The following is a 24,984-nucleotide window of genomic DNA, read 5'->3' as shown; positions in this document are numbered from 1 at the left end:
CGCCATCAGGCTACCACTGCGGGGCCTCGTCTCCACGCGCGTGAATTCGATACCTCCGCCGCACCTCGACCAGCGGCTCGTCCCAAAGCTGCTCCCAGGGGACCAGCATCAGCGGTGCGGCTTCGCGCCCGCTGTGGAACGCCCAGCGCAGCTCGTGGCGAAGCGTGTGCCAGCGCCGCTCGAGCACGATGTGCTTGAGCGAGCCGAGCACCACCACCAGCGCGGAGATCGGCAGCTGCAGGTGCCCGAGCACGAACGCGTGGAGCAGCACCTCCTCGTGCCCCTGGGTCCCGAGCCCCAGCAGCACGTGCCAGATGTCGTGGACCTGGCGATAGCGGTGGATCAGGTAGCGGATGTCGGGATCGGAGACGTGCTCGCTCGAGGTCGGGTCGGTGTAGAGCGTCAGGCCATTGTCGTCGAGGTGTCGCACGTAGGCGCCGCCCAGCGTGTCGGGCGGCAGCCGCCGCAGGGTCTCGAAGTCGACGCGCTCATGGTCGAGCTCGGGGCGGCGCCGCAGCAGCTCGGGCTCGCTCCCGGCGGCGCGCAGCTGCTGCAGCAGCGCGCCGAATCGACCTCGGCTGGTGATCTCGGCGACCCGGTGGATGTCCTCGATGCGGTTGGAGTCACGCATCACGCGGACGATCGAGCGGGCGACGAGCCAGTGCTCCCGCGGGGTCACGGAGGGTAGTCTGGCGGCTCGGAGGTGGACGTGGCAACCTGCCGGTCCCGTGAGTTCGTCCTCGTCCTCGCCACGCGCTCCGCGAGACCTGCGCTGGGTGCAGGAGGTCGACCGCTTCCTCGAGCTCACCACCGTGCGGCTGGTGCTGAGCGCGGCGATCATCGTCAGCCTGCTCCCGTTCTCCTGGGTGCAGGGGACCGACTCGCTGTTCTTCGCGCTGTTCGGCACCGAGTTCGTGCTGCGGCTGTTCGTGATCTACGGGCGCAACCGCGATCCCGACGAGGACGCGGGCAACCTCGTCGAGCGCCCGGCCCCCGTGCAGCGCTCGGGGCGTAGCCGCGCCGGGTCGATCTTCTTGCTGGTGGTCGACCTGGTCGCGCTGATCTCGTTCGTGCCGATCCCCACCAGCCCCGCCGGGGCCCGCTGGCTGCGGCTGTTCCGGCTGACCCGCATGGTGCTGCTCATCAGCTACTGGGCGCCGCTGGTGTTCGACCTGTGGTCGATCCTCTCGCGGCGCGAGCGCGCCCGGCAGATCGTGCTGATGGGGTTCGTGGTGGGCGGCCTCTCGTTTGCGGGGGCGGTGGTGATGTTCCACCTCGTCGACAGCGAGGGGCTCGTGGTCGACGTGACCGGCGACGAGCAGATCGACGGCGAGGACCGCAAGTTCCACAACCTCCTGTGGTGGGCGTTTCGCCAGGTGCAGGACCCCGGCAACATGCTCTCGTCGCCGATCGCGATCCCGCTGGTGCTCATCAGCCTGGGGTTGACCGTGTTCGGCCTGTTCCTGGTCTCGTTCCTCATCGGCATGGGCACCGACGTGGTGCACGAGCTGTTGCAGCTGTCGCGGCTGCGCCCGGCGGGGCTGCGGGGGCACACCGTGATCGTGGGGGTCAACGCATCCACGCCGCGGCTGTTGGCCGAGCTGCGTCGGTACTATCGCAAGCTCTTGCCCACCGATTCTCGCGTGCTCTCGGCCGCATGGTTTCGCGATCTGCGACGCCGGGGGCTCTTTGGCCAGCGCTACCTGGTGGTGGGGCGCACCGAGGAGCCCCCCGACTTCCTGCGCGCGCCCGAGCTGTCGCGCATCGTCTACCGCGAGCGCGCCGATCAAGACGACACCCTGATGCGCCGGGCCGACGTGTTCCATGCCAAGCGCGTGGTGCTGCTGGCCGACCCCGACGATCCCACGCCCGACGCCGACACGATCCAGATCCTGCTGAACCTCGTCGAGCGCGTGCGCGCGCAAGTGGAACGGCAGCCACGGCGCCCCAACGAGCGCCAGCGGGTGGTGATCGCCGAGATCCTCGACGACAGCAACATCGCGGCCGCCCGCGCGGCGGTGGCTCCGGGCCGCAACACCTTTCGCGGGTTCGTGGTGCCCACCGAGCGCCTGGTGGCGTTGTTCATCGCGGGGGTGGTGCGTCGCCCGGGCCTGGGCGACCTGCTCGAGGAGCTGCTGACCAGCCGCGGCCACGAGCTCTACACCTGCTTCTTTCGCACCGAGGGCCTGGGGTTCTCGATGGACGAGCCTCCCGATCTCGGCCGCGACTCGGCCCGCGCCATCGACCGGCTGCTGCGTCGAGGGCTGCAGCCGGGGCGCTCGCCGATCGTCCCGGTGGGCCTTCTGCTGGCCACCGAGGAGGACGATGCGTCGCTGGACTTTCGCGTGCTGGTCAACCCCAGGCCAGGCGACGCGGTGGAAGGGGGCCGCGGCCTCGGCTTCGTGGCCATCGCCGACAACTTCGGGGCGATCCGCGACCTGGCCGAGAGCCTGCCCAAGTCGGTGGAGTCCGAGCTGCGCGAGGAGCTGGTCGATGCCGGCGCGGCGCCATCGACCGTGCCCCCACCGCCGGCGCTGGTGCGCACCCAGCAGACCAAGGTCGGGCGCGTGCTGGTGTGTGGCTTCCGCCGCGGCTCGATCTACATGCTCGAGGAGCTCCTGCGCGGTCAGATCGGCGCCGAGGTGCTGGTGCTGGTGGAGGACGAGGCCACCTTGCAGCGCGCCCGTGATGCGCTCGACGAGCACAGCCAGCTGGTCGAGCGCGGCCTGATGCCCGACTACCACGGCACGTTCTCGCCGCAGCCCGACGGCAGCTACGTGTTCACCTGCGGGGCCACCCCCGAGGTGGTCGAGGACAGCCGCGTGCTGCTGCGGGTGGCCGACTGGATGGCCAGCCGCCACCTGGTCGATCTGCCCGCGGGCTTCGGCCACGTGGGCGACCTCGACGTCGTGATCTTCGTGGCCGATGCGCGGGGGGTCAATGACGCCCGCACCACCACCACGCTGCTCAAGCTCGAGGATCTCCTGGTCGCGCACGGGGCCGAGCACGGCAAGCCGCGGGTGGTGGCCGAGGTCTTCGACCCTCGCCTCGCCGCGAGGCTCGAAGAACACTTTCGCACCGTGGGCAAGCACCACGTGCGCATCTACTCGATCCCGCAGCTACGGGCGTTCTTCCTGTTCCAGTCGGTGGTGGTGCCGGGCTTCGACGCGGTGTACTCGGAGCTGCTCGGCTCGTGGGGGCAGAGCTTCGTGCGCCTGCGGCTGCGCAAGCGTCGAAGCGGCACGGTGAGCTTTCGCGAGCTGGCGCTGGGCCTGCGGCAGCGCGGGATGCTGCTGGTGGCGGTGCGGATCCGCGACGACGACGGCCGGGAGCAGCTGTGCGTGGCCCCCGGGCCCGAGGAGCCGGGGTTCGTGGTGGAGCTGTCGGCGGTGCGGCATGTCTGGGTGATCGCCGATGATCAGCCGGGGGTGGGGCACGAGGCTTGACTCGGGTCCGCCGACCTCGCTTGCGTAAGGGGATCCATGGTGTAGGTCGAAGTCCATGGGTCGAGCATGGATGCTGGGCACGTGGATCGCGCTGGAGACTTGCCAGCCAATGCCGGCAATCGAGGACGAGGGACCCACAGGGGATGCCGAGCCGAGCACCTCGTTGGGGCCTCGAGCCTTCACGAGCGCCGTTCCACATCTCGTGGCGTCCGAGGGCGCGGCGGAGCAGGGCTACGACGAGGCGCTCGAGGCGGAGCCTCCGCCGCTGCCGGGCTCCGCCGTGCTCGAGCTTCGCCTCACGCGGCCTCGGCCGATGGTCGACGAGCTGCAAGAGCGTCTCGAGGGCATGCTCGCGGCGATGGGCCTGGAGCTCGAGCTCGGCCAGGCAGCGGCATGGGCTCGGCACGCGTACACCATGGAGTCGAGCCCGGAGGGGCGGGCGAGCATCGCCGAGCTGCGGCCGGGGCTCGTGGTCTGCTACGACGCATGGTTCGACGACCTGTCCGTGGTCGACACCACTCGCTTGACCGAAGATGGTGGAGCGGTCGACGCCGTGCCATGGGACGTCGCCGGCAGTGCGATCGATGAGCTGGTGACCCAGGGCATCCTCGATACGAGTCTTTCGTACGACGATGTGACGACCTCCTACGTTCGCAGTGGTGTGAAGGGGCCCGATGGTACGCACGACGAGTGGGTCGATGAGATCCGCTTCGAGGCCAATGGAACCCTCGACGGCACCGTGATCCTCGATGCGGGGGTGCGGATCGGTGTCACGCCGAAGCAGCGGGTGTCGTCGTTGCGGGTCAATCGCATCGAGATCGAGCGATTCGAGCCGAGCGTCGTCGCTGCCTCCGAGCTGGACGTTCGTCGCTCGTTTGCTCGCCACGTAGCCGAGTCGACGGGTGCCAACGTCGAGTCCGTGCTCGTCTCGGCCCGGCGTACGGTGTACATGCTCGACCCGCAGAGCCCATCGGCAATCGTTGCGCCGCGGTACATGCTCGACTATGCCATCACCGTGGGCACGGGGAACGACGACCGCATGGGGTCCCGCGCCACGATGGTGCTCCTGTCCTTGACCAGCGCTCCACCCGTGGTGGAGCAGGAGCTTCCCTGATGGTGGCGCTGCGCAGAGTCTGGATCCTCGTGCCTGCCGCGGCGGTCGTGGGCGTCGGGCTCGTGGCTTGCCAGGACCCCGAGAACGGGATCGGGCAGGGGCCCACGGGAGGTGATGACGGGCCGCCGGTCAGCACGGGCGCGCTCGACTCCGACGTGGACAGCGGGCTCGACGACACGCAGGGCACCGAGACCCCGCCGCCGGCCGCCAAGTCGTACTTCATCGCGGAGTCCATGGACTTCACCGGCAACGACTGCTCGAATACGGACGTGAACGAGGTGAGCGCCAGCTTGCGGGCCGAGCTCGACGACGACGGCTGGGTGGGGACCCGGCTCACCGAGGGCGACACGCGGCCATCGGACTTCATCGATGCCGACAAGCGGCCCTTTGGAGAGGACCATCTCAAGAGCGATGCGGTGTCGCTGGCGGTCTACGCGGGGCATGGCTGGATGGACAAGATCCAGTGGGGCACTCAGGACGACGCACCGACCGTGGAGCCACCCGAGAAACGGTGTCGTGCGTGGTTCTCCGAGGACATCAGGCTGGGGTCGATGGCGGGGGGATGGGCCAAGGCCGTCGCTCTTCTGACGAGCTGTACCGGCAATCTGGGGTGCTACGAGAGTAGCCTGGCAACGAGCAGCGCCACTCAAATCTTCGCGTTCAACAACAGCCCCTTGCTCTGGAGCAATGCCTCGGGCCGCTTCTACCGCAAGAGCGATCACATGTCCAACCGCAACGCCTGGATCACGGCCATGGACAATCGTCCGGGACAGGGGAAGAATTCTCCGGTCGTCTACACGCGAGGGACGAGCGAGGAACAGGCGATCCAGATCCACCGAACCGCCCGCCTATCGCAGATCGAGCAGATCCCAAGCGATCAGGCCACGACCTGGTATGCGTATACATGGGTCGATCATGGACTGCACGGCAGCTGCACTCCGAAGATGGGCGACGAGGACTGTGTCCCCGTCGATGACTAGCGAAAGGCGCCATGAACCACGCGATACCACTCATCGGGCTATTCTCGGCAACGGCGATGTTGGCGGCCTGCAGCGCTGCGGGTGGGTGCTTCCAGGTCGATCATGCTCCCGTGACCGACAAGGACGAGCCTCTCGTTCTCGGAGTCACCTTCGGCGAGCTGATGACAGTGGTGGTGGGCGAGCGCTCCGGTCCGTTGCAATGGGAGGCGAGCGAGTCCTATGTTCGCGGGTTCCCTCCGTCCGGAGAGACACGGATCACCGTGACCGTGTACGAGCCGAGCATGGTTCAGGAGATCGACCTCGAGCGGGCAGAAAGTTCGAGGTTCCCCTGGCTGAACGAGCGAATCGATTGCTCCGATTGGGTAGAGGCCGACCTCGAGATCGACCTTCGAAGCGACGACGGAGCGCTCGACACGACTCTGATGACTGGAGCGAAGTTCATCACCTCGACCTCGGCATCGATCTACGCCGACCTCACCGAAGAAGACCTCGGGGACCTGATCTTCGACCCGGTCGACCCGGACGCCACGCTACGCCTGCAGCTCTCCTACGGTACCGCCGATGGACCGCTGGGCGCGCTGGTGCTGCGCTCGGGATCCTCGGACGGCGAAGGCAACGGCGTGGGGATGTCGGTCGAGCTGGCCACCTGGACGCTGGAGTAGGCGCAGCCTCGTGAGCCGGGGTGGCTCATCGGCAACGCGAGGCCGCCCGAGCCATCAGCCGGGCCGTCGCGCCAGCATCACGCCGCAGTAGTGTCGCTCGTCGAAGCACTCGACCCCGATCGCGCGCTCGGGGACGGCCTGGAATCCGGTGAAGCCGCTTGCATCGAGCGTGGCGGCCCAGCTCGCAGCGGTGGGCATGCCGTGGATCGGGCGCATGCCGGGGATGAGCTGCACGTCCCAGTAGCTCGGCAGTGGATCGCACGCGAGGTCGACCAGCGGCAGCGGCTGGTCGTCGGCACCGCGGGTGTACTGCGGGATCACCAGCCACCCGCCCGGTCGCAGCACGCGGCGGATCTCCGACAGCGTGAACGGCAGGTCCCGGGCACACTGCAGGCAGTTGACGCCGTAGACCAGGTCGAAGCCCTCCGACTCGAGCTTGTGGAACGGCTCGTTGAAGTCGACCACCGAGCACTGGAATGCGCCCACCTCCGGGTAGCGCGCGGGCAGAGCCTCGCGGGCCTGCATCACGAAGAAGGGGTTGATCTCGGTGAAGCAAAAGCGTCCGATGCGATCGACCAGCCCGGCCTCGGCGAGCCCCTCGAAGGTGCCGATGGCCCCGCTCATGGTCCCGCCGCCGAGCTCCAGCACCGACCAGCGCGCGTCGGGTCGGGTCTGCACGACGTGACGCATGACCTCGCCGCCGAGGCGGCTGCCCTGGGTGCCGAGCGGGCACTCGAGGAAGAACGCGACGTGCACCCGCGAGCGCATCTCGGCGCCGCTGATGGTCCCGCGAGCGAACGCGGCGGCGTGCTCGCGGACCTTGTCGATCATCTCGAACGCGGGGAGCATGGCCGGGTCGGCCGCGAGCCCGCGCTCGCGCAGCGCGTGGAGCTCGTAGAGGCGCTCGCGTCGCTCGAGGCGAGCCGTCTCGCCGTCGATCGTGCCCATGCCCTCGTGGCAGAGGATCTGCACCACGCGGCGCACGAGCGCGCGGGCCCCGGGGAGGATCCCCAGCTCGTCGAGCACGAGGTCGAGTGGCCGCGGGTGCTCGAGCGCAGCGAACAGCGCGAGCTCCTCGGCGATCTCGCGCGCGCGCTCGGCCGTGTAGGCATCGGCGAGGTGATAGAGCTCGACCGTGGCCGGCGTGAACATGCGCTCGTGGTACCAGCGCATGAGCTCGGCCACGGCGGCCTCGCCGAGCCCACCGGAATCGAACGTGGAGGTCGGAGCCGTGAATGGGTCCGGGGAATCGGAGGATGGCGTCACGGGGGCTCCTGGCTGGGGTCTGGGGTGGGATCGCGATGACGCGCGCTCACGATCGCCACGAGGGCTCGGCGATCGATCTTCCCGGTCGAGGTGCGGGGCAGCGCGGCATGGAACTCGATCGAGGGCATCGTGTACGGTGGCAAGCGAGCGGCCATGTGGGCATGGAGCTCGACGTCGAGCGCGGGATCGGAGCGGCGCTCGAGGGTGGGCACCACGGCCGCATGCAGCACGTCGCTGCCCGACCGCCGGACCACCAGTGCGGCGCATGCCTCGACCGCGGGGTGCGAGGCCAGGGCGTGCTCGATCTCGTCGAGCTCGATGCGATGGCCGCGGAGCTTGATCTGTCGATCGCGACGGCCCAGGAACGACAGCGCGCCGTCACGACCGAGGCGCACGCGGTCGCCCGTGCGGTAGTAGCGGGTACCGTCGTCTGCCACCCAGAACGCGGCGGCGTCGGCCTCGGGGTTGCCCCAGTAGCCGCGCATCAGCGTGGGACCGTGCACCAACAGCTCGCCCTCGAGCTCGCCTGCCGCGGGCTCGAGGGCGTCGAGCGGCAGCACGCGACCGTCGGCGTCGCGCAGCCGAAGGCGAGCCCCCGGGCAGGGCCGGCCGATCGGGATCGGCGTGTCGTCGTCGGGGATGTCGACGACGTCGTGGAACGTGCACACGTTGGTCTCGGTGGGCCCGTAGAGGTTGGACAGGCGCGCGTGGGGCAGCGCCCGGGCGAGCCGACGCAGCTTGGCGGTGGGGAACGGCTCGCCCGCGAACAGCACCCAGCGCAGGGCAGGGAGCGGACGCTGCTCGAGCTGGCCGCGCTCGAGCAGCTCGGTCAGCGCCAGCGGCACCGAGTACCACACCGTGAGGGCCTGCTCGTGAGCCACCCGCACCAGCTCGAACGGAAAGCTCAGGATCGAAGGCGGCAGCAGCACCACGCATGCCCCGGCCAGCACGGTGGAGTAGAGGTCGAGGGTGCTGAGGTCGAAGTGGAAGGGCGCGTGGCTGCTGACCCGATCGTCGGGTCGCAGGCCGTAGTGCTCCGCGGCCCACCCGGCGAACGCGAGCGCGCTGCGATGCGTGTGCACGATGCCCTTGGGCGTACCGGTGGTGCCCGAGGTGTAGAGGATGTACGCCAGCTCGTCGGGCCCGGGCTCCTCGAGCTCGGGCTGGGCTCCGGGCGGGGCCTCGGTGGTGGCCAGCTCGCCCAGCTCGCTCACCCACTCGAGCTCGGGGCAAGCCTCGTCGATGGCCCCGCGCTGGCGCAGACCGGCACGATCGGCCAGCACGTGCCGCACCCCGCAGTCGGCCAGGATGCGAGCGGCCCGCAGCGGTGGGGCACGCACGTCGAGCGGCACGAACACCGCCCCCATGGCATGGATGGCGTGGAGCGCCACCACGGCGGGCAGGCCCTTGTCCATCCGCACGGCCACGCGATCGCCTCGCGCAACGCCGCGCGCGCTCAGGCACGCCGCGGCCGCGAGCACGCGCTGGTGGAGCTGCGCGTAGGTGACCGAGCGCCGCAGGTCGTGGACCGCGGGTCGCGAGCCGTGGGCGACGGCGGCTCGGCGGAGCGCCGCGGCCAGCGTTGCCGGGGGCGCGTGGCTCATGATCGCTTCCCCAGCCCCAGGTGACGCGCGATGATGTTGCGCTGGATGTCGGAGGTGCCCGAGTAGAGCGTGCCGCCCAGGGCATCACGCACGTCGCGCTCGATCCCGGTCTCGGTGGCGTAGCCGTAGCCCCCGTGGATCCGCAGGGCGTCGAGGCTCGAGGCCACGAACGCCTCGCCGAGGCACAGCTTGACCATGGCCGCCTCCATGGCCGCGGGTCGGTCTCGCTGCTTGAGCCACGCGACCTTGTAGAGCAGCAGGCGCGCGGTCTCGAGCCGCACGGCCATGTCGGCGATGCGGTTGGAGACCGACTGGAACGCACCGATGGGCTGCCCGAATTGCTCGCGCTGGTTGGCGTACTCGATCGAGCGCTCGAGCTGCCGCTGCATGGCACCGAGCTGCGTGGCCAAGATGCAGCTGCGCTCCCACCCCATCGAGCTCTCGAACACGCGCGCGCCCACCCCGTCGGGCCCGAGCTGCAGCGCGCGGGGCACGAAGCAATCCTCGAGCACCAGCTCGCCCATGGGCGAGGTGCGCAGGCCCATCTTGTCGATGGTGCCGCCCACCGAGAACCCCGGCATGCCTCGCTCCACGATGAAGGCCGAGATCCCCCACATGCCCAGCGCCGGGTTGGTGGTGGCGAACACCACCGCCAGATCGCACACGGGGGCGTGGGTCACCATGGTCTTGGTGCCCGTGAGGCGGTGGCCGCCGTCGCAGGGCACGGCCCGGGCGGTGAGCGCGAAGGCATCCGAGCCCGACCCGGGCTCGGTCATGCCGTGCGCGCCAACGAGCTCCCCGGCGATGAGCCCGGGCAAGAAGCGCTCCCGTTGCTCGTCGGTGCCGAACCGGGCGATGGGGTGCTGCACGCTCCACATCTGCGCGTTGAGTCCGAACAAGAGCCCGTTGTCGCCGCAGCCGTGGCCCAGGCCCTCCATCATGGCCACGGTGACGAGCACGTCGCGCTCCGAGCCGCCGTAGCGCTCGGGGAACGGCAGGCCGAGCACGCCGAACTCGGCGCACGCTCGCCACAGCGCCCGCGGAAAGCTGCCCTCGCGGTCGCGCTGGGCCAACCCGGGCTGCAGCCGGGTGCGCGCGAACTCGGCCGCGCGCGCCCGGAAGTCCTGCTGCTCGCCGCTCGGCTCGAAGTCCATGTGGTCAGCCCCCGGCCACGGCCGTCTCGACTCCCGCCTCGCGCAGGGCGGCGCGCATGGCCTTGATCGCCCCGAGCTCCTCGGGGTCGTGGCACGCGCTGCCCAGCAGGCGGATCACGTCGCGGCGGTACTCGCCCCGCGCGAGGAAGGCGAAGAAGGTGGGGAAGCGCCAGAAGTAGCGGATGAGGTCGCGCGCCACGCCTTGCCCGCGGCTGCACAGCGCGGCGTACTCACCGAGCCGGGTCGCCTCGTCGGCCCCCACGAGCACGTCGAGGATGGCCGCGCTGGCGGCCCGCGCCTCGATGAGCGCGAACGACACCCCGAACGAGAAGATCGGATCGATGAACTGGTGGGCATCGCCCACGCAGCACCAGCCCTCGCCCCAGAAGCGATCGACGTGGTACGAGTAGTTGGCGAGCGCCCGCACCGGGCTCACCTCTCGGGCAAAGTTGAAGCGCTTGGCCAGGTCGGGGTTGATGTGCGTGCGCCCCCACTCGAAGGCCGCTTCGGGACCGCCGTGCTCGGCGACCTTCGCCGCGGGCATCACCACCCCCACGCTGGTGAGGGTGGGCGACAGCGGGATGAACCACGCCCAGTGCAGCTCGGTGCCGTAGAAGATGAACGTGTTGTTGCCCATCTCGCCGGGGTCGCGGCGCGCACCTTCGTACTGGGTGAACAGCGCGATCTGGCGCGAGAACACGTCGTCGACCACCCGCTTGCTGGCGACCCCCAGCCGCGCGAGTAGGCTGCTCTGGCCGCTGCAGTCGGCGACGAAGCGAGCCCGGAGCTCGTGCGCCGGGCCGTCCGCGTGGCCGTGGACCGGCCGATGGAGCAACCCCACCACGCGCTCGCCTTCGCGGAGCACCGACTCGACGACGCTGCGGCGGAGGGTGGCACCCTCGTGCAGCGCACGCTCGAGCAGGATCTGGTCGAACTCCTCGCGGCGGACCTGCCACGTCGGATTGAGCACCGGCACGAAGAACTCGTTGTGGGCCTCGTGCCCGATGACCTTGACGCCGCGCTTGGGCGGGAACTGGCGCCGGTCCATCTCCTCGGCGACCCCGAGCTCCTCGAGGATCGGGGTGGACGCACCGGTGAGCGACTCGCCGATGTGGTAGCGCGGGAAGTCGGCGCGCTCGACGACGGCGACCCGCCGACCGGCACGCGCGAGCAGGGTGGCCAGGCACGAGCCCGCCGGGCCAGCACCCACGATGGCGACGTCGACGTCCTCGGCGGAAGATGGCGCGCTCATGCGACTGCCTCCGAGAGGAAGCCTCGAATCAGGTGGACGAGCTCGTCGGCCTGCTCGGCGTGGGGGAAGTGACCGCAGCGGGCGAGCCACTCGAGGCACGCGCCCGGGATTGCCTCGCTCGCGCGCACGAACGCGTCGCGGGGAATGATCCCGTCGCTCTGTCCGCCCACCACCAGCACGGGCACGTGGAGGCCCTCGAACAGGGCGGGCAAGCGCGCGCGGTCGTCGGGCCCGAGGAAGCTGCGGTAGGCGGGACGCGACAGCGACCCCTCGAGCGCCGCGGTGGACAGCGTCACGGGGCGGTCGAAGGCGGCGGCCAGGAATGCGCGTGGATCATCGGCCAGCCGCTGCAGCGCGAGCCACCACGACTCGGGATCGTCGAGCAGGCCGAAGCCGGTGACGACGAGGCCGCGCACGCGCGAGCCCAGGCGGCGCGCGAGCTCGCAGGCGATCATCGAGCCCGCCGAGCATCCCACCAGCACCAGCGGCTCGTCGGACGCCCACGCCTCGATCACCGCGAGCGCATGGCCCACGTGATCGCGCAGGGTAGGGGTGTGCAGCGGGCCGCTCGAGCGGCCGAAGCCGGCGTAGTCGATCGCGAGCGCGCCATGCTCCGTTGCGAGCGAGGTGAGCACGGCGCTCCACGAGCTGGCGACCTCGCCCAGCCCCGGCAGCAGCAGCCAGCGCGGATCGGGGCCCGCGACCTCGAGCGCGTGGATCTCGGTGCCGTCGGCGAGCGCGAACGCTCGCGGCGTGATGTGGCTCGTGGTGACCGGTCCGCCGGGCGCGGGCTCGATGCAGGCGAAGCCGCCGTCTCGGACGAGCTCGTCGACGAGCCGGGCGATGCTCTGCGCGCTCATGAAGGCGCTCGGCACCACGCGCTCGTCGGGCACTGCCACCCCGAAGCGCTCGCGGATGAACGCGAGCAGGCTGCCGAGCCCGAGCGAGTCGAGCAAGCCGAGCTCGAGCAGCGGCGTACGAGCATCGACGGGTGCTCCGTCGCGCACGAGCGCGTCGTTGACGAACGCGGTTATGGTGGCCGTGGTCGCGTCTTCCTGCGCTGTGCTCATCGGGGCCGACTCGCTTCCTGCCAGATGCTCGGGAAATCGTACCACCCCGAGGCGCGATCCTGGCTCATGTTTCCGGCCGTCGTGGGGCCGGTGGAGGCGCTCACTCCTCGCACACGAACGCGTGCCCGAAGCTCCCGAGCGGATCCGCGTCCACCGGCCCATCCCACACCCCGGCCCCGAGCTCGATCTTCGCCTCGCGCAGCGAGAACTCGGCCTCGAGCGCGTGCTCCTCGTCGAGGATCGCCCAGTCGAACCCATCGGGCGAGGCCTCCCAGTAGATCCCGGGCCGACGCTGGTCGAAGCGCAGGCGCAGCCACCGATGCTCCATCGGGTCGTGCGGAATCACGATGCGGTGGACCACGCCGATGTGGTCGAAGAACGTGTGCAGCATGCCCCCGTGGATCGTAAAGCCGTACTCAGCGACGTCGTTGGTGAGCACCACGTAGGCCTCGCCCGTCACGTCGACCGGCGGCACGGCGACCAGCTCGGCCCCGCCGAACCCCCGAGGCGGCAGCGGCACCTGGGACTGGATGCCCGTGTACGCATTGTTGGCGTCGGTTGCCGTCAGCCGCAGCTCGCCGCCCATCACGTCGAGCGCGAGCCCGATGGTCTCGTAGATCTCCCACCGCGCGGGGTCGAGCGGGAGCGCATCGAACGGATCGTCGACGAGCAGGAGCCCGTCGCACGCGACCCGGGGTGGACCCGGGTCTCCGGTGCTCGTGCCATCGGCGCTGGAGTCGGGGTCGGTGGTGGTGCCGTCCTGCGTGCTCGTGCCCCCCTCGGCGCTCGTGGTGGTGGGCCCGGTGCTCGTGTCGATCGCCCCCACGCACACGCCCGAAAGGCCGCCCGAGTGCGGCGAATAGCGGCGACCCGAGTCGCACTCCTCGTCGGGCACGCTGCAGTAGCCGCTCGGCTCGCACTGCCCGTCGGGCAGACCCTCGCAGGCGAGATCGGAGTCGCAGGCGAAGCCGCCGGGCTGGCAGCCAAGGCTCCCCGCGAGCCCGAGCCCCGAGCCCACCAAGAGACCTGCGGTGATCCTCGATCTCCCCCCCATCGTGCCCGCTCACGTTACGGCATGATGCGACGCGAGGCGACACCATCCCTCGGGCCGTCCCCGTACGTGATCCCCTACGGCCGCCTCCCACCCGGGTGCATCGACCTCTACCGCCGTTTTCGGTCTCGGCGCCGCCCGGTCGCTTTACCCTCGCGCCCCGATCCCGCTACCGTCCCCCCATGGCAAAGCTCAGCGTGCGGTGGCTGGTGATGCTCACCCTCGGTCCGGCCGTCGCCTGTGGCGACGACGGCAGCGAGCCGTCGGGCATGACCGAGGGGGGCTCGGACACCGGCACCCCCGACGACGACACCACCACCGCCGTCACCACCACGGGGCAGACGCTCGACGGCACCACCACCGACGATCCCCCGCCGATCGAGTGGGAGTTTCCGCCCGTGTTCGGGGTGATCAACGCCGACGACGACGACGCCAACGGCACCAACGACTGGTACCAGCCGGTGTTCGACGGGGAGGACGACGTCTCCACCCTCGCGATCCCGCCCGTTCCGGACGGCTACTCGGTGCACCTGTCGATGGTGGGCGATCTCGCCAACGCCCGCGTGTGGAACGGCCCGGGCGCGTTTGCGCTCGGCTCGGGCAACCAGATCGTCGAGAGCTACGAGTTCACCCCCTCCCCCGAGGGCGCCGAGCTGCTCGTCGAGTTCGGCAGCGACAACGTGTTCGCGGGGCTGTCCATCACCCTGCTCGACGAAGACGGGGCCGAGGTCGCCACCGCTCCGGTCGAGCTGCGCTCCTCGCCGCTCATCCTGAACCATCACCTCCAGCCCACCGAGCACGTGTGGGTGGTGGCCGTGAATGCGGGCTGGGGCACCAACGCCGACATGGTGGCGGTCTACGAGGACGTGCTCGGCGATCACTTCACCCCGGTCCCGGGCCCGAGCTACGGCAACGACGTGTGGATCCAGGACGAGATCCAGCCCGCCTACGGCATCGGGGATCAGGGGCAGCGCGCCGACACCATCATCGACTCCATCCGCGATCGCGAGCTCGATCCCTTTGCCGAGAACGAGCTCGAGGGCCCCGACGTCAACGTGCGCACGTGGGGCAACCCGGCTCAGGTGACCAGCTGGGACTCGTTCGGCAACCTCGAGAACTCCCCGCCGGTCACCGTCGACGGCGTCGACTACCCGCTGGGCCGGATCTACTACGGTCGCCAGGGCGACCTGGGCATCCACGGCGACATGGCGGCGCAGCTGGTGGCGCAGGAGGTCCAGGCGCCGTTCGAACTCGACACGCTGTGGCTGTGCGTCGGCCACGTCGACGAGTTCGCCACGTTCGTGCCCGATCCCGACTCCCCCAAGGGTTTCAAGCTCCTGCTCGCCGACGTGCCCTCGGCCTGGGCGCTGCTCGAGAGCCTGCCCCCCGACATGGCCCTGCCGCGCTACGGCGCCGACCATGGCTACGACACCGTGGGCGAGCTCCTCGTCGACGCCGCGCTGCGCAACCTCAACGACGATCTGCAGGCCGACGAGCTCGACGTGATCCGCGAGGTGTTCGTGACCGAACTCGGGCTCGAGGAATCCGACATCGTCTACATGCCCAGCCTGTTCGAGACCATCGGAGGCTGCGGCGGCGGGGTGGCGGCGCTCATCCCCGGCATGGTCAACCTCATCGTGAGCAACCTTCCCAGCGGGGAGACCCACCTGTTCGTCCCCGATCCCTACTTCCGCACCGACCTCGGTGATCAGGGCAGCGACCCGGTCATCGATGCCTTCACCGCCAACCTGCCCGACTCGCTCGTTCCCCACTACGTGGACGACTGGGACGTCTACCACCTGGGGCTGGGCGAGGTGCACTGCGGAACCAACATGACGCGGACGCCCATCGCCAACTGGTGGGAAGTCGCGCTTCACCTGCTCTAGTGCGTCGAGGCGCCGAGGATCCAGGGAACGATCATGACCACTTCGCGAAATCCCACCGTCTCGCTGCTGTCCACTCTCGTCGCGCTTGCCCTGGTGGGCTGTGCGGGGGGTCCCGATCTCGAGGGGCCCGACCTGCGCTCGGCGCCCGAGGCCGTCACCCCCGCGCAGGCGGCCGAGGCCGCGACGCCAGCATCTTCGGCCGATGCGCCCGCGGCGGCCACCGCCGAGCCCGCCACCGTGGCGGTGAAGGAGTGGCGCCCGTGGATGGAGGCGCAGGTCGACCGCCTGCGTCGCGAGCAGCCCGACACCTTCGATGCCGTGATGGCCCTGGAGGCCCGTCCCACGCGAGCGGGGCTCTTGCGCTTGACCGGCCCGGCGGTGCGCAACCCCGATGCGGCGCCGATCCTGCTCTACCGTCTCCTGTCGAAGGGCGAGTCCACGGCGGTGCGCGCCGCGATCGTCGAGGCGTTGCCCCGCACCGGGGGGGACTTCAGCGCGGCCGCGGCCGAGCTGATGGCGCTCGAGACCGCACCCGAGGTCCGCGAGGTGCTGTGCGCGGCGCTGCAGCGGGCCCAGGCTCCCCATGCGCTCGAGGGCCTCGCGCTCGGCGTGGCCGACACGGCGGCCCGCGTGCGCGCGCAGGCCCTGCGCTCGCTCGGCGCCCGCCCCGACGGGGCGCAGCTCTCCGAGGCGATCATCGCGGCGCTGACCGATGCCGACCCGGTGGTGCAGCAGGAGGCGGCGCGGGCGTCGGGCAACCTCGCGCTCGAGTCCGCCACCGACGCGCTCCGAGCCCAGCTCGGCGCCTCGTCGCCGGCCGTGCGCCTGCACGCCCTGCGGGCGCTGTCCCGCATCGATCCCGCGGGCACCAAGGCCCTGCCCGAGCTGACCACCCTGCGCAGCGACGCCGATCCCAAGGTCGCCCGCCTCGCCGAGCGCCTCGCCACCGAAGGCTGACCGTACTGGCTGGGCCGGGCCTGCCCGGGCTGGGCCGACCCGCGCTACCGCCGAGCGACCCGCTTGCCCCGGCGCTTGTGCTGAGCGGCCTCGCGCAGCCGGTGCTCGGCGCGCTCGATGAGCTGCTCCTGGCCCGTCGGTCCGTCGACCCTGGCCTTGATGTAGCTGCCGTCCGACTGCATCTCCCAGCCCGCGCGCGTGTCGGCGAGCTGGATGTCGAGGACCTCGCGCAGCTCGGCCCGCAGGGCGGGAGTCTCCACCGGCACCAGCACCTCCACCCGGCTCTCGAGGTTGCGGTTCATGAGATCGGCCGAGCCGATGAAGTACTCGGCTGCTTCTTCGCCGCCGTTGCGAAAGTAGTAGATCCGCGAGTGCTCGAGGAACCGCCCCACGATGCTCACCACCCGCATCGTCTCCGACAGCCCCGGCAAGCCGGGGCGCGCGCGGCAGGTGTCGCGCACGATGAGGTCGACCCGTACCCCGGCTCGTGATGCCTGGTAGAGCGCGCGGGTGATGTCCGCGTCCTCGAGCGCGTTCATCTTCATCTGGATGAGCCCGTGCCCCTCCGCGCGGTGCCACTCGATCTCGCGCTCGATCCGCTCGAGCAGCGCCGACTTGAGCCGGGTCGGGGCCTTGAGGATCTTGAGGTAGTTGCGGCTGGGTCGATAGCCGGTGGTGAGATAGTTGAACAGCTCGCCCAGGTCGTGCCCCAGCGCCTGATCGCAGGTCAGAAGGCCCAGGTCGGTGTACCCCCGGGCGTTGCCCGCGTGGTAGTTGCCCGTGCCGATGTGCGCGTAGCGTCGAAGCCCGTCGCGATCCTGCCGGACCACCAGGATCACCTTGCAGTGGGTCTTGAGCCCCACCACGCCGTAGCTGACGTGGATGCCCGCCTCCTCGAGGTAGGTGGCCCAGCGGATGTTGGCCGCCTCGTCGAAGCGGGCCTTGAGCTCGACCACCACCGCCACCTGCTTGCCGTTGCGGGCCGCGTCGACCAGGGCATCGGCCACCTCGGAGTCCTCCGAGGTGCGGTACAGGGTCATCTTGATCGCGCGAACCTTGCGATCGGTGCTCGCCTCGCGCAGGAATCGCTGCACCGAGCTGTGGAACGACTCGTAGGGGTGGTGCAGGAGGATCGCGCCCGCGTCGCGAATGGCCCGAAAGATGCTGCGACCCACCGGAAGCTGCGGGTGATCGATCGGACGGTGAGGCGACCAGCGCAGGTCGGGCCGCTCCACGCCGCAGATCTCGACCATGTCCGACACTCCGAGCAGGCCCGGCTTTTCGAACACGTCGTCGGGCTCGAGCTCGAACTGCACCGCCAAGAGCCGCCGGTGCTCCGGCCGCACCCCCCGCGGCAGCTCCACCCGCACGATGGGCGCGAATTTTCGCTCGCGCAGCTCCGACTCGATCATGGCGAGCAGGTCGTCGGCCTGGTCCTCGTCGCCCTCGGTGTCGGCGTTGCGGGTCACCCGAAACGTGTCGAAGCCCACCACGGTCATGCCGGGGAACAGCAGATCGAGGTTGTCGGCCATCACCTCCTCGAGCGGCACGAACCGGTCGCTGGTGCCCACCCGGAGCAGCCGGGGGATGCCCTGGCCGACCGGCACCTTCACGCGCGCCATCACCTCGCGGTCCTCCTCGGGGTGACGCAGCGTCACCAGCAGGTTCAGCGAGAGGTTGGAGATGAACGGGAACGGATGCGCCGGGTCCATCGACTGCGGCGTGACCAGCGGGAAGATGTTGCGCAGGTAGTGGTCCCGCAGCTCGGCCCGCTCGGCGTCGCCGAGCTCGGTGTGCCGGCGAAGGCCGATCCCGTGGTCGGACAGCTCGCCCTGCAGCTGCTCGAAGACCTCGTGCACATGGGTCTCGAGCCCTCGGATCACCTCGTAGGCCTCGGAGATCTGCTGGCGTGGAGTGCGCCCGTCCACGGACAGCTCCCCCATCCCAGCCCCGACCAGGGACTTGAGGCCGCCGATCCGCTTCATGAAGAACTCGTCGAGGGTGGACCCCACGATCGCCAGGAAGCGGACGCGCTCGAGCAGCGGGTTGCGGGGGTCCTCGGCCTCCTGCACGACCCGCCAGGCAAAGTTCAGCCAGGTCAGCTCGCGGTTCAGGTAGTAGTCGATCGCGGGGGGCTCGGGTGGTGGAGCCGTGGGCTCTTCCAGCGTCGAGCGAATGCCAGTGGCCGGTGGCGTTCGTGCGAGCCACCCCTCGGGCGAGGGGGAGCCGGGGGAGCCGGGGGAGCCGGGGGAGTCGCTGGCCTCCACGGGCTGCTTGGGCGCGTCGGGATCGGTCACGGCGAAGCGGGACCGGCAGTGTCGCAGACCCCGCGGGACGGCGCTACCGAGGTGACGGTACGCCGGGGTCGCGCATGAAGGGGAATGTGGTCGTCGGCTGCGCAGGAAGGCTCGGCGGACGAGCCCGGACCGCGATACCATCCGACCAGCCAGTGCCAGTCAACCACGACACCGATCCGGCAACGCTCACTCTCCGTCGTCGATCGCCGATGGCCGAGGGCGCGGGGGACAAGCGCGGAGGTGCGGAGGCGCATCTCATCGTGCTCGTCGGGCACGCCATGGGGCGGCGCTTCCTGCTCGGCGACGAGATGGTGCTCGGGCGCGGACCCCAGAGCCCGATCGAGATCCTCGACGACGGCGTGTCGCGCACGCACTGTCGCATCGCCCGCATCGACAACGGCTACAAGATCGAGGATCTCGGCAGCCGCAACGGCACCTACGTCAACGGCGTGCGCATCACCGAGAGCAACCTGCAATTCGGGGACAAGATCGCGGTCGGCTCGCAGACCATCTTGTTGTTCGCCAGCCGCGATCGCTTCGAGGACCAGCGGATCCAGGCCCAGAAGCTCCAGGCGCTCGGCCAGCTCGCCGGCGGCATCGCGCACGACTTCAACAATCTGCTCGGGGTGGTGCTCGCCAACATCACGCACCTGCTCAGCCTCGATCGGCTCGACGAGGGGACGACCCGCAAGTCGCTGACCGAGGTCGAGACCGCGGCCCGGCGCGCGGTCGACCTCACCAATCAGCTGCTGGCCTTTGCCCGCAGCAGCCGGCGTCAGCACAAGGCCACCGATGCCTCCACCATGATCGGCGATGCCACGCGGCTCCTGCGAGCCACCCTGCATCGCTCGATCACCCTGGTCACCGAGGTCCCCACCGGCCTCACCCTCATCGGCGATCCCTCGCAGCTGCTCCAGGTGCTGATGAACCTGTGCATCAACGCGGGCGACGCGATGCCCGAGGGCGGCACGCTCACCATCGCGGCCACGCGGCAGACGATCGTCGAGGAGAAGGAGGGGGCGCCGCTGCTCGCTCCGGGCCAGTACGTGGTGATCGAGGTCCGCGACACCGGCACGGGCATGGATCCCGAGACCCGCAGCCGCATCTTCGAGCCGTTCTTCACGACCAAGCCCCGTGGCAAGGGGACGGGCCTCGGGCTCGCCACCGCCTCGGTGATCGTGCGCGACCACGGGGGGCACGTCGAGGTCGACAGCGAACGCGACAAGGGGACGTCGTTTCGCGTGTACCTGCCCGCAGCCCAGGTCAAGCCAGTCGTGCGTCCACGCATCACCCAAGACCACTACTCACCCGTCAAGGGGACGGTCCTCTTGGCCGACGACGAGGAGCTGGTACGCTACGCCACCCGGCGGGTGCTCGAGCACGCCGGGGTCAAGGTCCTGGCCGCCGAGGACGGGGCCAAGGCCGTCGAGCTCTACCTCGAGAACCGCGACGTGGTCGAGCTGGTCATCCTCGACCTCGACATGCCCAACATGAACGGTGAACAGGCGTTTCGGCGTCTGGTGGAGATCGACCCCGAGATCAAGGTCATCATCTCCTCGGGCTACGTGCTCCGCGAGCGCGAGTCCTCGCTGCGCAAGGCCGGTGTATACGGCTTCCTCAACAAGCCGTACGATTCCATGACCCTCATGACCACGATCGCCAAGGCGCTACGCGAGCGCCGCGAGGGATCGTGACCGACACCGATCGAGGAGCCCGAGCGGCGACTCGTCCAACTCACCCACCAAGCACACCACGAGTGAAGGTTCACCCCATGCGCAACACGATCATCACGGCGGTCGCCCTGGCTCTCTCCATGGGCGTCGCGGGCTGCGACAAGAAGGAAGAGAAGAAGGACGACAAGAAGGCCGAGGAGAAGAAGGCCGACGCCAAGGCCGACGAGAAGAAGGCCGACGCCCCGGCCGACGTCAAGGCCGATGCCCCGGCCGACGGCGGGGATGCGGCCCCGGCCGACGGTGGCGACGCAGCAGCCCCGGCCGAGGGCGGCGACGCGGCGCCGGACGATGCAAAGGCGGCCGAGGGCGGCGACGCCCCGGCCGACGGCTAGGACATCGGCGCCCGACCACGCGCCGGGCCAGCTCTGCATGGAGCCCCGGCCGGCGCCGGGACGGGAATGGATGGGACGCGAGGCCCGGGTCCGACGTTGGTCGGAGCCGGGCCTTCGCGCGAGCGGGCTCGTGACACCCGCCATGACCCGAGGTGCGCTCGCGCGCTCGCGCACGCTGGATCCACCGCGTTTGGCGGAAATTCGGCCGAGAACCGCCCGCGCATGATGCGGGCTTGCGACAACTCTCGTGCAGACCCGGTGGGTGACGCCACGGGACGGACGCCAGCCGCTACCATGGCGGCCCCTACCGCTCCGATCCCAGGGGCAGGGTGAGCCGCCATGAAGATCCTCGTGACCGGTGGCGCCGGATTCATCGGCGCCAACTTCCTGAACCACCTCGTCCCCAAGCACCCCGAGCATACGTTCGTCAACCTCGACAAGCTCACCTACGCGGCCAACCTGGCGAGCCTCGAGCCGGTGGCCAAGGCCGACAACTACCGGCTGGCGGTGATCGACCTCGTGGACTTCGACGGTGTCGATCGGGCGTTCGCCGAGCACGAGCCCGAGCTGGTGATCCACTTCGCGGCCGAGAGCCACGTGGATCGCAGCATCTCGGGGCCGCGGGCCTTCATCAAGAGCAACATCGAGGGCACCTTCAACCTGCTCGAGGCCTGTCGCAAGCACTGGGAGCCGGGGCAGGGCCTGTTCCACCACGTCAGCACCGATGAGGTCTACGGGTCGCTCGGTGACGAGGGCATGTTCGTGGAGACCACCCGCTACGACCCCAGCTCGCCGTACTCGGCCAGCAAGGCGGCCAGCGATCACCTGGTGCGGGCCTACGCGCGGACCTTCGGGCTGCGTACGCGCATCACCAACTGCTCCAACAACTACGGACCGCTGCAATTCCCCGAGAAGCTGATCCCCTTGATGGTGCTCAACGCCCTCGAGGGCAAGCCGCTGCCCGTCTACGGCGAGGGGCTCAACGTGCGCGACTGGCTCTACGTCATCGACCACTGCGAGGCGATCTGGAAGGTCGTCCACGAGGGCGAGGACGGGCAGACCTACAACATCGGGGGCAACAACGAGGTCCGCAACATCGACGTGGTCAAGGAGATCTGCGCGGTGGTGGCGGAGCAGACCGGCAAGTCCCGGGGGGAGCTCGAGGGGCTCATCACCTACGTCAAGGACCGGCCCGGGCACGACCTCCGCTACGCCATCGATGCGACCAAGCTCCGCACCGAGCTCCACTGGGAGCCCACCGAGACGTTCAGCACCGGGCTGCGCAAGACGATCCGCTGGTACCTCGACCATCCAACCTGGGTGCAGCAGGTGAGGACCGGCGAGTATCGCAAGTGGATCGAGAAGAACTACGACAACCGCGGCTAGGGCACGAGGACGAGGCGCACATGATCGAAAAGGGCATCATCTTGGCAGGTGGCTCGGGGACGCGGCTGCATCCCCTGACCAGGGGCGTGAGCAAGCAGCTCATGCCGATCTACGACAAGCCGATGATCTACTACCCGCTGACCACCCTGATGCTGGCGGGCATTCGCAAGATCCTGATCATCACCACCCCGCACGAGCAGGCGATGTTCCAGCTGCTGCTCGGCGATGGGTCGCAGTGGGGGATCGAGATCGAGTGGGCGGTCCAGCCCAGCCCCGACGGTCTGGCGCAGGCGTTCATCATCGGTCGTGCGTTCGCCGGCGGGGGCACCGAGCCGTGCGCCCTGGTGCTGGGCGACAACATCTTCTACGGCAACGAGCTGCAGGGCATCGTGGGACGGGCCGCCACGCGCGAGCACGGGGCCACCGTGTTCGGCTACTGGGTGAAGAACCCCGAGATCTACGGCGTGGCCGAGATCGACGGGGAGGGGCGGGTGCTCTCCATCGAGGAGAAGCCGCAGCGGCCCAAGAGCAACTATGCGGTCACGGGCCTCTACTTCTACGATGCGCAGGTGTGCGACCTCGCGGCGTCCCTCGAGCCCTCGGCGCGTGGTGAGCTCGAGATCACCGATCTCAATCGCCGCTACCTCGAGGCGGGCCAGCTCCACCTCGAGACGCTCGGTCGCGGCTTTGCCTGGCTCGACACCGGAAACCCGGACTCGCTGCTGGAGGCGGCGACCTTCATCCAGACCATCGAGCACCGGCAGGGCCTGATGATCGCGTGCCCCGAGGAGATCGCCTACGGCCGCGGCTGGATCGACGACGAGCGGCTGCGCGGCCTGGCGCAGGCCCTGTCCAAGACCGAGTACGGCAAGTATCTCCAGGGGCTGCTCGAGCAGCGCGAGGCACGGCGATGAAGGTCACCCGCACCAAGCTCAAGGGCGTGCTGCTCATCGAGCCCGACGTGTTCGAGGACCCACGGGGCTTCTTCCTCGAGACCTGGAGCCTGCGCCGCTTCAGCGACGCCGGCCTGCCGCAGACCTACGTGCAGGACAACCTCTCGCGCTCGTCCAAGGGCATCCTGCGGGGCCTGCACCTGCAGCACCCCCACGGCCAGGGCAAGCTGGTGCAGGTCATGGTCGGCGAGGTCTTCGACGTGGCGGTCGACGTGCGGGTGGGCTCGCCCACCTTCGGGCAGTGGGAGGGGATCGTGCTGTCGGGCGACAACCACCGCCAGCTCTACATCCCGCCCGGGTTCGCGCACGGCTTTTGCGTGACCAGCGAGCACGCGCTGTTCAGCTACAAGTGCACCGAGCTCTATCACCGCGAGACCGAGCTCGGGGTGGCGTGGAACGACCCCGAGCTCGCGATCGAGTGGCCGGTGACCGAGCCGCAGCTCTCGGCCAAGGACGCAAGGTTCCCGCGCCTGGCCGAGCTCCCCGTCGAGCGCCTGCCCAGGTGGGAGTAGGGATGGCCTCCAACCCGGCGCGGATCCTCCTCCTGGGTGCCGACGGCATGCTCGGCCGTGCATGGGACCAGCTCGCGCGGCGCGAGGGGCTCGCGATCGAGCCGCGGACCTACCCCGCGTTCGATCTGACCCGGCGCGAGCACGTGGCGGCGCTGCCGATTCGCGAGGTCGATGCGGTGATCAACTGCACCGGGTGGACCGACGTGGACGGGGCGGAGACGCACGAGGCCCAGGCCACCGCGCTCAACGGCGACGGCGTGGGCTGGCTGGCCGAGGCCTGTCGCGATGCCGGTCGTGACGTTGGTCGGGTGCTGGTCCACTACAGCACCGACTACGTGTTCGAGGGCGACGCCACCGCGCCCTATGCGGTCGATCACCCGAGGGCACCGCTCAATGCCTACGGCCGCAGCAAGGCGGTGGGCGAGGAACGCATCGAGGCCGCGCTCGGAGGGAGCGACGGGGGCGCGGACCCGGGGTTCCTGCTCCTGCGCACCAGCTGGCTCTACGCGCCCTGGGGCAACAACTTCGTGCGCACGATGGCGAGGCTTGGCAAGGAGCGATCGGAGCTGCGGGTGGTCGACGACCAGCGCGGTCGCCCCACCAGCGCCGAGCACCTCGCCGCCACCTCGCTCGCCCTGCTGCGACGAGGCGCCCGCGGCACCCTGCACGTCACCGACGGGGGCGAGTGCACCTGGTACGAGCTGGCGCGGGCCGTGATCGAGCGGGTCGATCCCACCTGTCGGGTGTTGCCCTGTACCAGCGCCGAGTTCCCCCGCCCGGCCCGACGACCCTCGTACAGCGTGCTCGACCTCGGTCCCACCGAGGCGCTCGTGGGCCCCATGCCGCCGTGGACGTCGATGGTCGCCGACGTGGTCGCGCGCTTGCCCGAGGGCTCTTAGCCCTCCAAGAACCGAAGGCTCGTAGCCCCTCCAAGGGCGACGGGGCTAGGCCTGCTCGCGGGCCAGGGCGTGGCGGATCAGCCCTTCGATCATCGCCTGCGCGCGCTCGGGAACCTCGAGGAAGCGCAGGCCCACGTCGAAGGGGGCGGGCGCGTCCGCGGTGAGCGTGCGGACCCAGGTGACCTCGGTGAGACAGGTGACGAAGTCGTCGCCATCGGCGGTGAGCAGATCGATCTCGAGCCGCGTGCCGATCTCGAACTCCTCGTCGCTATAGACCCGCATGCCGCCGAGGCTCAGATCGACCACCTTGCGCCGTCGCAGCAGGCGACGACGCGCCGGGCGGCAGTACATCGGAGCGGAGACGCGTGGATACTGGCGTCGGTCGAGATCCTGGCTGTCGTCGCTCACCGAGACTCGACGCTATCACAAG

Annotated in this window: 21 protein-coding genes; 12 read left to right on the top strand and 9 right to left on the bottom strand. The window is 69.9% G+C overall.

The features are described from left to right. Positions 1 to 10 precede the first annotated feature (10 nt). Positions 11 to 841 carry a Coq4 family protein gene (locus OEB96_RS10360; RefSeq protein ID WP_266215375.1) on the bottom strand — a complete coding sequence of 277 codons (831 nt, stop codon included), beginning with the start codon at positions 839 to 841 and terminating at the stop codon, positions 11 to 13. On the opposite strand from OEB96_RS10360, the gene OEB96_RS10355 reads away from it, so the two are divergent. From OEB96_RS10355 to OEB96_RS10340, 4 genes are all read left to right on the top strand, one after another. Beyond that, the gene (locus OEB96_RS10355; protein ID WP_266215467.1) at positions 729 to 3,446 is read left to right on the top strand and encodes an ion transporter; all 2,718 of its coding nucleotides are present in this window, start codon (positions 729 to 731) and stop codon (positions 3,444 to 3,446) included. The genes OEB96_RS10360 and OEB96_RS10355 overlap by 113 nt on opposite strands. A gap of 202 nt (positions 3,447 to 3,648) precedes the next feature. After that, positions 3,649 to 4,560, top strand: a complete 912-nt coding sequence (locus tag OEB96_RS10350; protein ID WP_266215374.1) for a hypothetical protein — start codon at positions 3,649 to 3,651, stop codon at positions 4,558 to 4,560. Then, positions 4,560 to 5,540, top strand: coding sequence for a hypothetical protein (locus OEB96_RS10345; RefSeq protein ID WP_266215373.1), 981 nt, complete (start codon positions 4,560 to 4,562; stop codon positions 5,538 to 5,540). The genes OEB96_RS10350 and OEB96_RS10345 overlap by 1 nt, the downstream gene beginning before the upstream one ends. Positions 5,541 to 5,650: 110 nt before the next feature. Beyond that, on the top strand, positions 5,651 to 6,202 hold the full coding sequence (locus OEB96_RS10340; protein ID WP_266215372.1) for a hypothetical protein: 552 nt from the start codon (positions 5,651 to 5,653) through the stop codon (positions 6,200 to 6,202). A gap of 54 nt (positions 6,203 to 6,256) precedes the next feature. On the opposite strand, the gene OEB96_RS10335 is transcribed toward OEB96_RS10340, so the two are convergent. From OEB96_RS10335 to OEB96_RS10310, 6 genes are all read right to left on the bottom strand, one after another. Further along, positions 6,257 to 7,468, bottom strand: a complete 1,212-nt coding sequence (locus OEB96_RS10335) for a class I SAM-dependent methyltransferase (protein ID WP_266215371.1) — start codon at positions 7,466 to 7,468, stop codon at positions 6,257 to 6,259. Then, on the bottom strand, positions 7,465 to 9,072 hold the full coding sequence (locus OEB96_RS10330; protein ID WP_266215370.1) for an amino acid adenylation domain-containing protein: 1,608 nt from the start codon (positions 9,070 to 9,072) through the stop codon (positions 7,465 to 7,467). The genes OEB96_RS10335 and OEB96_RS10330 overlap by 4 nt, the downstream gene beginning before the upstream one ends. Then, complete coding sequence (locus OEB96_RS10325) at positions 9,069 to 10,226, bottom strand: acyl-CoA dehydrogenase family protein (RefSeq protein ID WP_266215369.1); 1,158 nt, start codon at positions 10,224 to 10,226, stop codon at positions 9,069 to 9,071. Before OEB96_RS10325 ends, OEB96_RS10330 begins: the two co-directional genes overlap by 4 nt. Positions 10,227 to 10,230: 4 nt before the next feature. Beyond that, a complete protein-coding gene (locus OEB96_RS10320) occupies positions 10,231 to 11,478 on the bottom strand; it encodes an NAD(P)/FAD-dependent oxidoreductase (RefSeq protein WP_266215368.1) in 1,248 nt (415 codons plus the stop codon). Next, on the bottom strand, positions 11,475 to 12,548 hold the full coding sequence (locus OEB96_RS10315; RefSeq protein WP_266215367.1) for an alpha/beta fold hydrolase: 1,074 nt from the start codon (positions 12,546 to 12,548) through the stop codon (positions 11,475 to 11,477). Before OEB96_RS10315 ends, OEB96_RS10320 begins: the two co-directional genes overlap by 4 nt. A gap of 100 nt (positions 12,549 to 12,648) precedes the next feature. Then, complete coding sequence (locus OEB96_RS10310) at positions 12,649 to 13,602, bottom strand: hypothetical protein (protein WP_266215366.1); 954 nt, start codon at positions 13,600 to 13,602, stop codon at positions 12,649 to 12,651. 179 nt (positions 13,603 to 13,781) lie between these two features. Here OEB96_RS10310 and OEB96_RS10305 point away from each other — a divergent pair, with 179 nt between their 5' ends. Then, complete coding sequence (locus OEB96_RS10305; RefSeq protein WP_266215365.1) at positions 13,782 to 15,485, top strand: protein-arginine deiminase family protein; 1,704 nt, start codon at positions 13,782 to 13,784, stop codon at positions 15,483 to 15,485. Between the two features lie 33 nt (positions 15,486 to 15,518). Further along, positions 15,519 to 16,442, top strand: a complete 924-nt coding sequence (locus tag OEB96_RS10300) for a HEAT repeat domain-containing protein (RefSeq protein ID WP_266215364.1) — start codon at positions 15,519 to 15,521, stop codon at positions 16,440 to 16,442. 44 nt (positions 16,443 to 16,486) lie between these two features. On the opposite strand, the gene ppk1 is transcribed toward OEB96_RS10300, so the two are convergent. Beyond that, positions 16,487 to 18,739, bottom strand: a complete 2,253-nt coding sequence (gene ppk1, locus OEB96_RS10295) for a polyphosphate kinase 1 (protein WP_266215363.1) — start codon at positions 18,737 to 18,739, stop codon at positions 16,487 to 16,489. A 152-nt stretch (positions 18,740 to 18,891) separates the two neighbouring features. On the opposite strand from ppk1, the gene OEB96_RS10290 reads away from it, so the two are divergent. The 6 genes from OEB96_RS10290 to rfbD all read left to right on the top strand — a co-directional run bounded on the left by OEB96_RS10290 (position 18,892) and on the right by rfbD (position 24,554). After that, a complete protein-coding gene (locus tag OEB96_RS10290) occupies positions 18,892 to 20,433 on the top strand; it encodes a hybrid sensor histidine kinase/response regulator (RefSeq protein WP_266215362.1) in 1,542 nt (513 codons plus the stop codon). A 77-nt stretch (positions 20,434 to 20,510) separates the two neighbouring features. Further along, positions 20,511 to 20,804 (top strand): hypothetical protein, encoded by a 294-nt coding sequence (locus OEB96_RS10285; protein WP_266215361.1) that lies wholly within the window; start codon positions 20,511 to 20,513, stop codon positions 20,802 to 20,804. Positions 20,805 to 21,143: 339 nt separating this feature from the next. Then, on the top strand, positions 21,144 to 22,190 hold the full coding sequence (gene rfbB, locus OEB96_RS10280) for a dTDP-glucose 4,6-dehydratase (RefSeq protein WP_266215360.1): 1,047 nt from the start codon (positions 21,144 to 21,146) through the stop codon (positions 22,188 to 22,190). Positions 22,191 to 22,210: 20 nt separating this feature from the next. Continuing rightward, positions 22,211 to 23,104: a glucose-1-phosphate thymidylyltransferase RfbA gene (gene rfbA / locus OEB96_RS10275; protein WP_266215359.1), complete on the top strand. Its 894-nt coding sequence runs from the start codon at positions 22,211 to 22,213 to the stop codon at positions 23,102 to 23,104. Further along, complete coding sequence (gene rfbC, locus OEB96_RS10270) at positions 23,101 to 23,655, top strand: dTDP-4-dehydrorhamnose 3,5-epimerase (RefSeq protein ID WP_266215358.1); 555 nt, start codon at positions 23,101 to 23,103, stop codon at positions 23,653 to 23,655. Before rfbA ends, rfbC begins: the two co-directional genes overlap by 4 nt. Positions 23,656 to 23,657: 2 nt before the next feature. Further along, positions 23,658 to 24,554, top strand: coding sequence for a dTDP-4-dehydrorhamnose reductase (gene rfbD, locus OEB96_RS10265; protein ID WP_266215357.1), 897 nt, complete (start codon positions 23,658 to 23,660; stop codon positions 24,552 to 24,554). 45 nt (positions 24,555 to 24,599) lie between these two features. Here rfbD and OEB96_RS10260 read toward each other — a convergent pair whose 3' ends face one another. Beyond that, entirely contained in the window at positions 24,600 to 24,962 is a 363-nt protein-coding gene (locus OEB96_RS10260) for a PilZ domain-containing protein (protein ID WP_266215356.1), read from the bottom strand. Between the last annotated feature and the right edge of the window lie 22 nt (positions 24,963 to 24,984).

It is taken from the genome of Paraliomyxa miuraensis (assembly GCF_026337845.1).
Taxonomy (GTDB): Bacteria; Myxococcota_A; Polyangia; order Nannocystales; family Nannocystaceae; genus Paraliomyxa; species Paraliomyxa miuraensis.
This window is presented reverse-complemented; position numbering and strand designations above follow the sequence as displayed.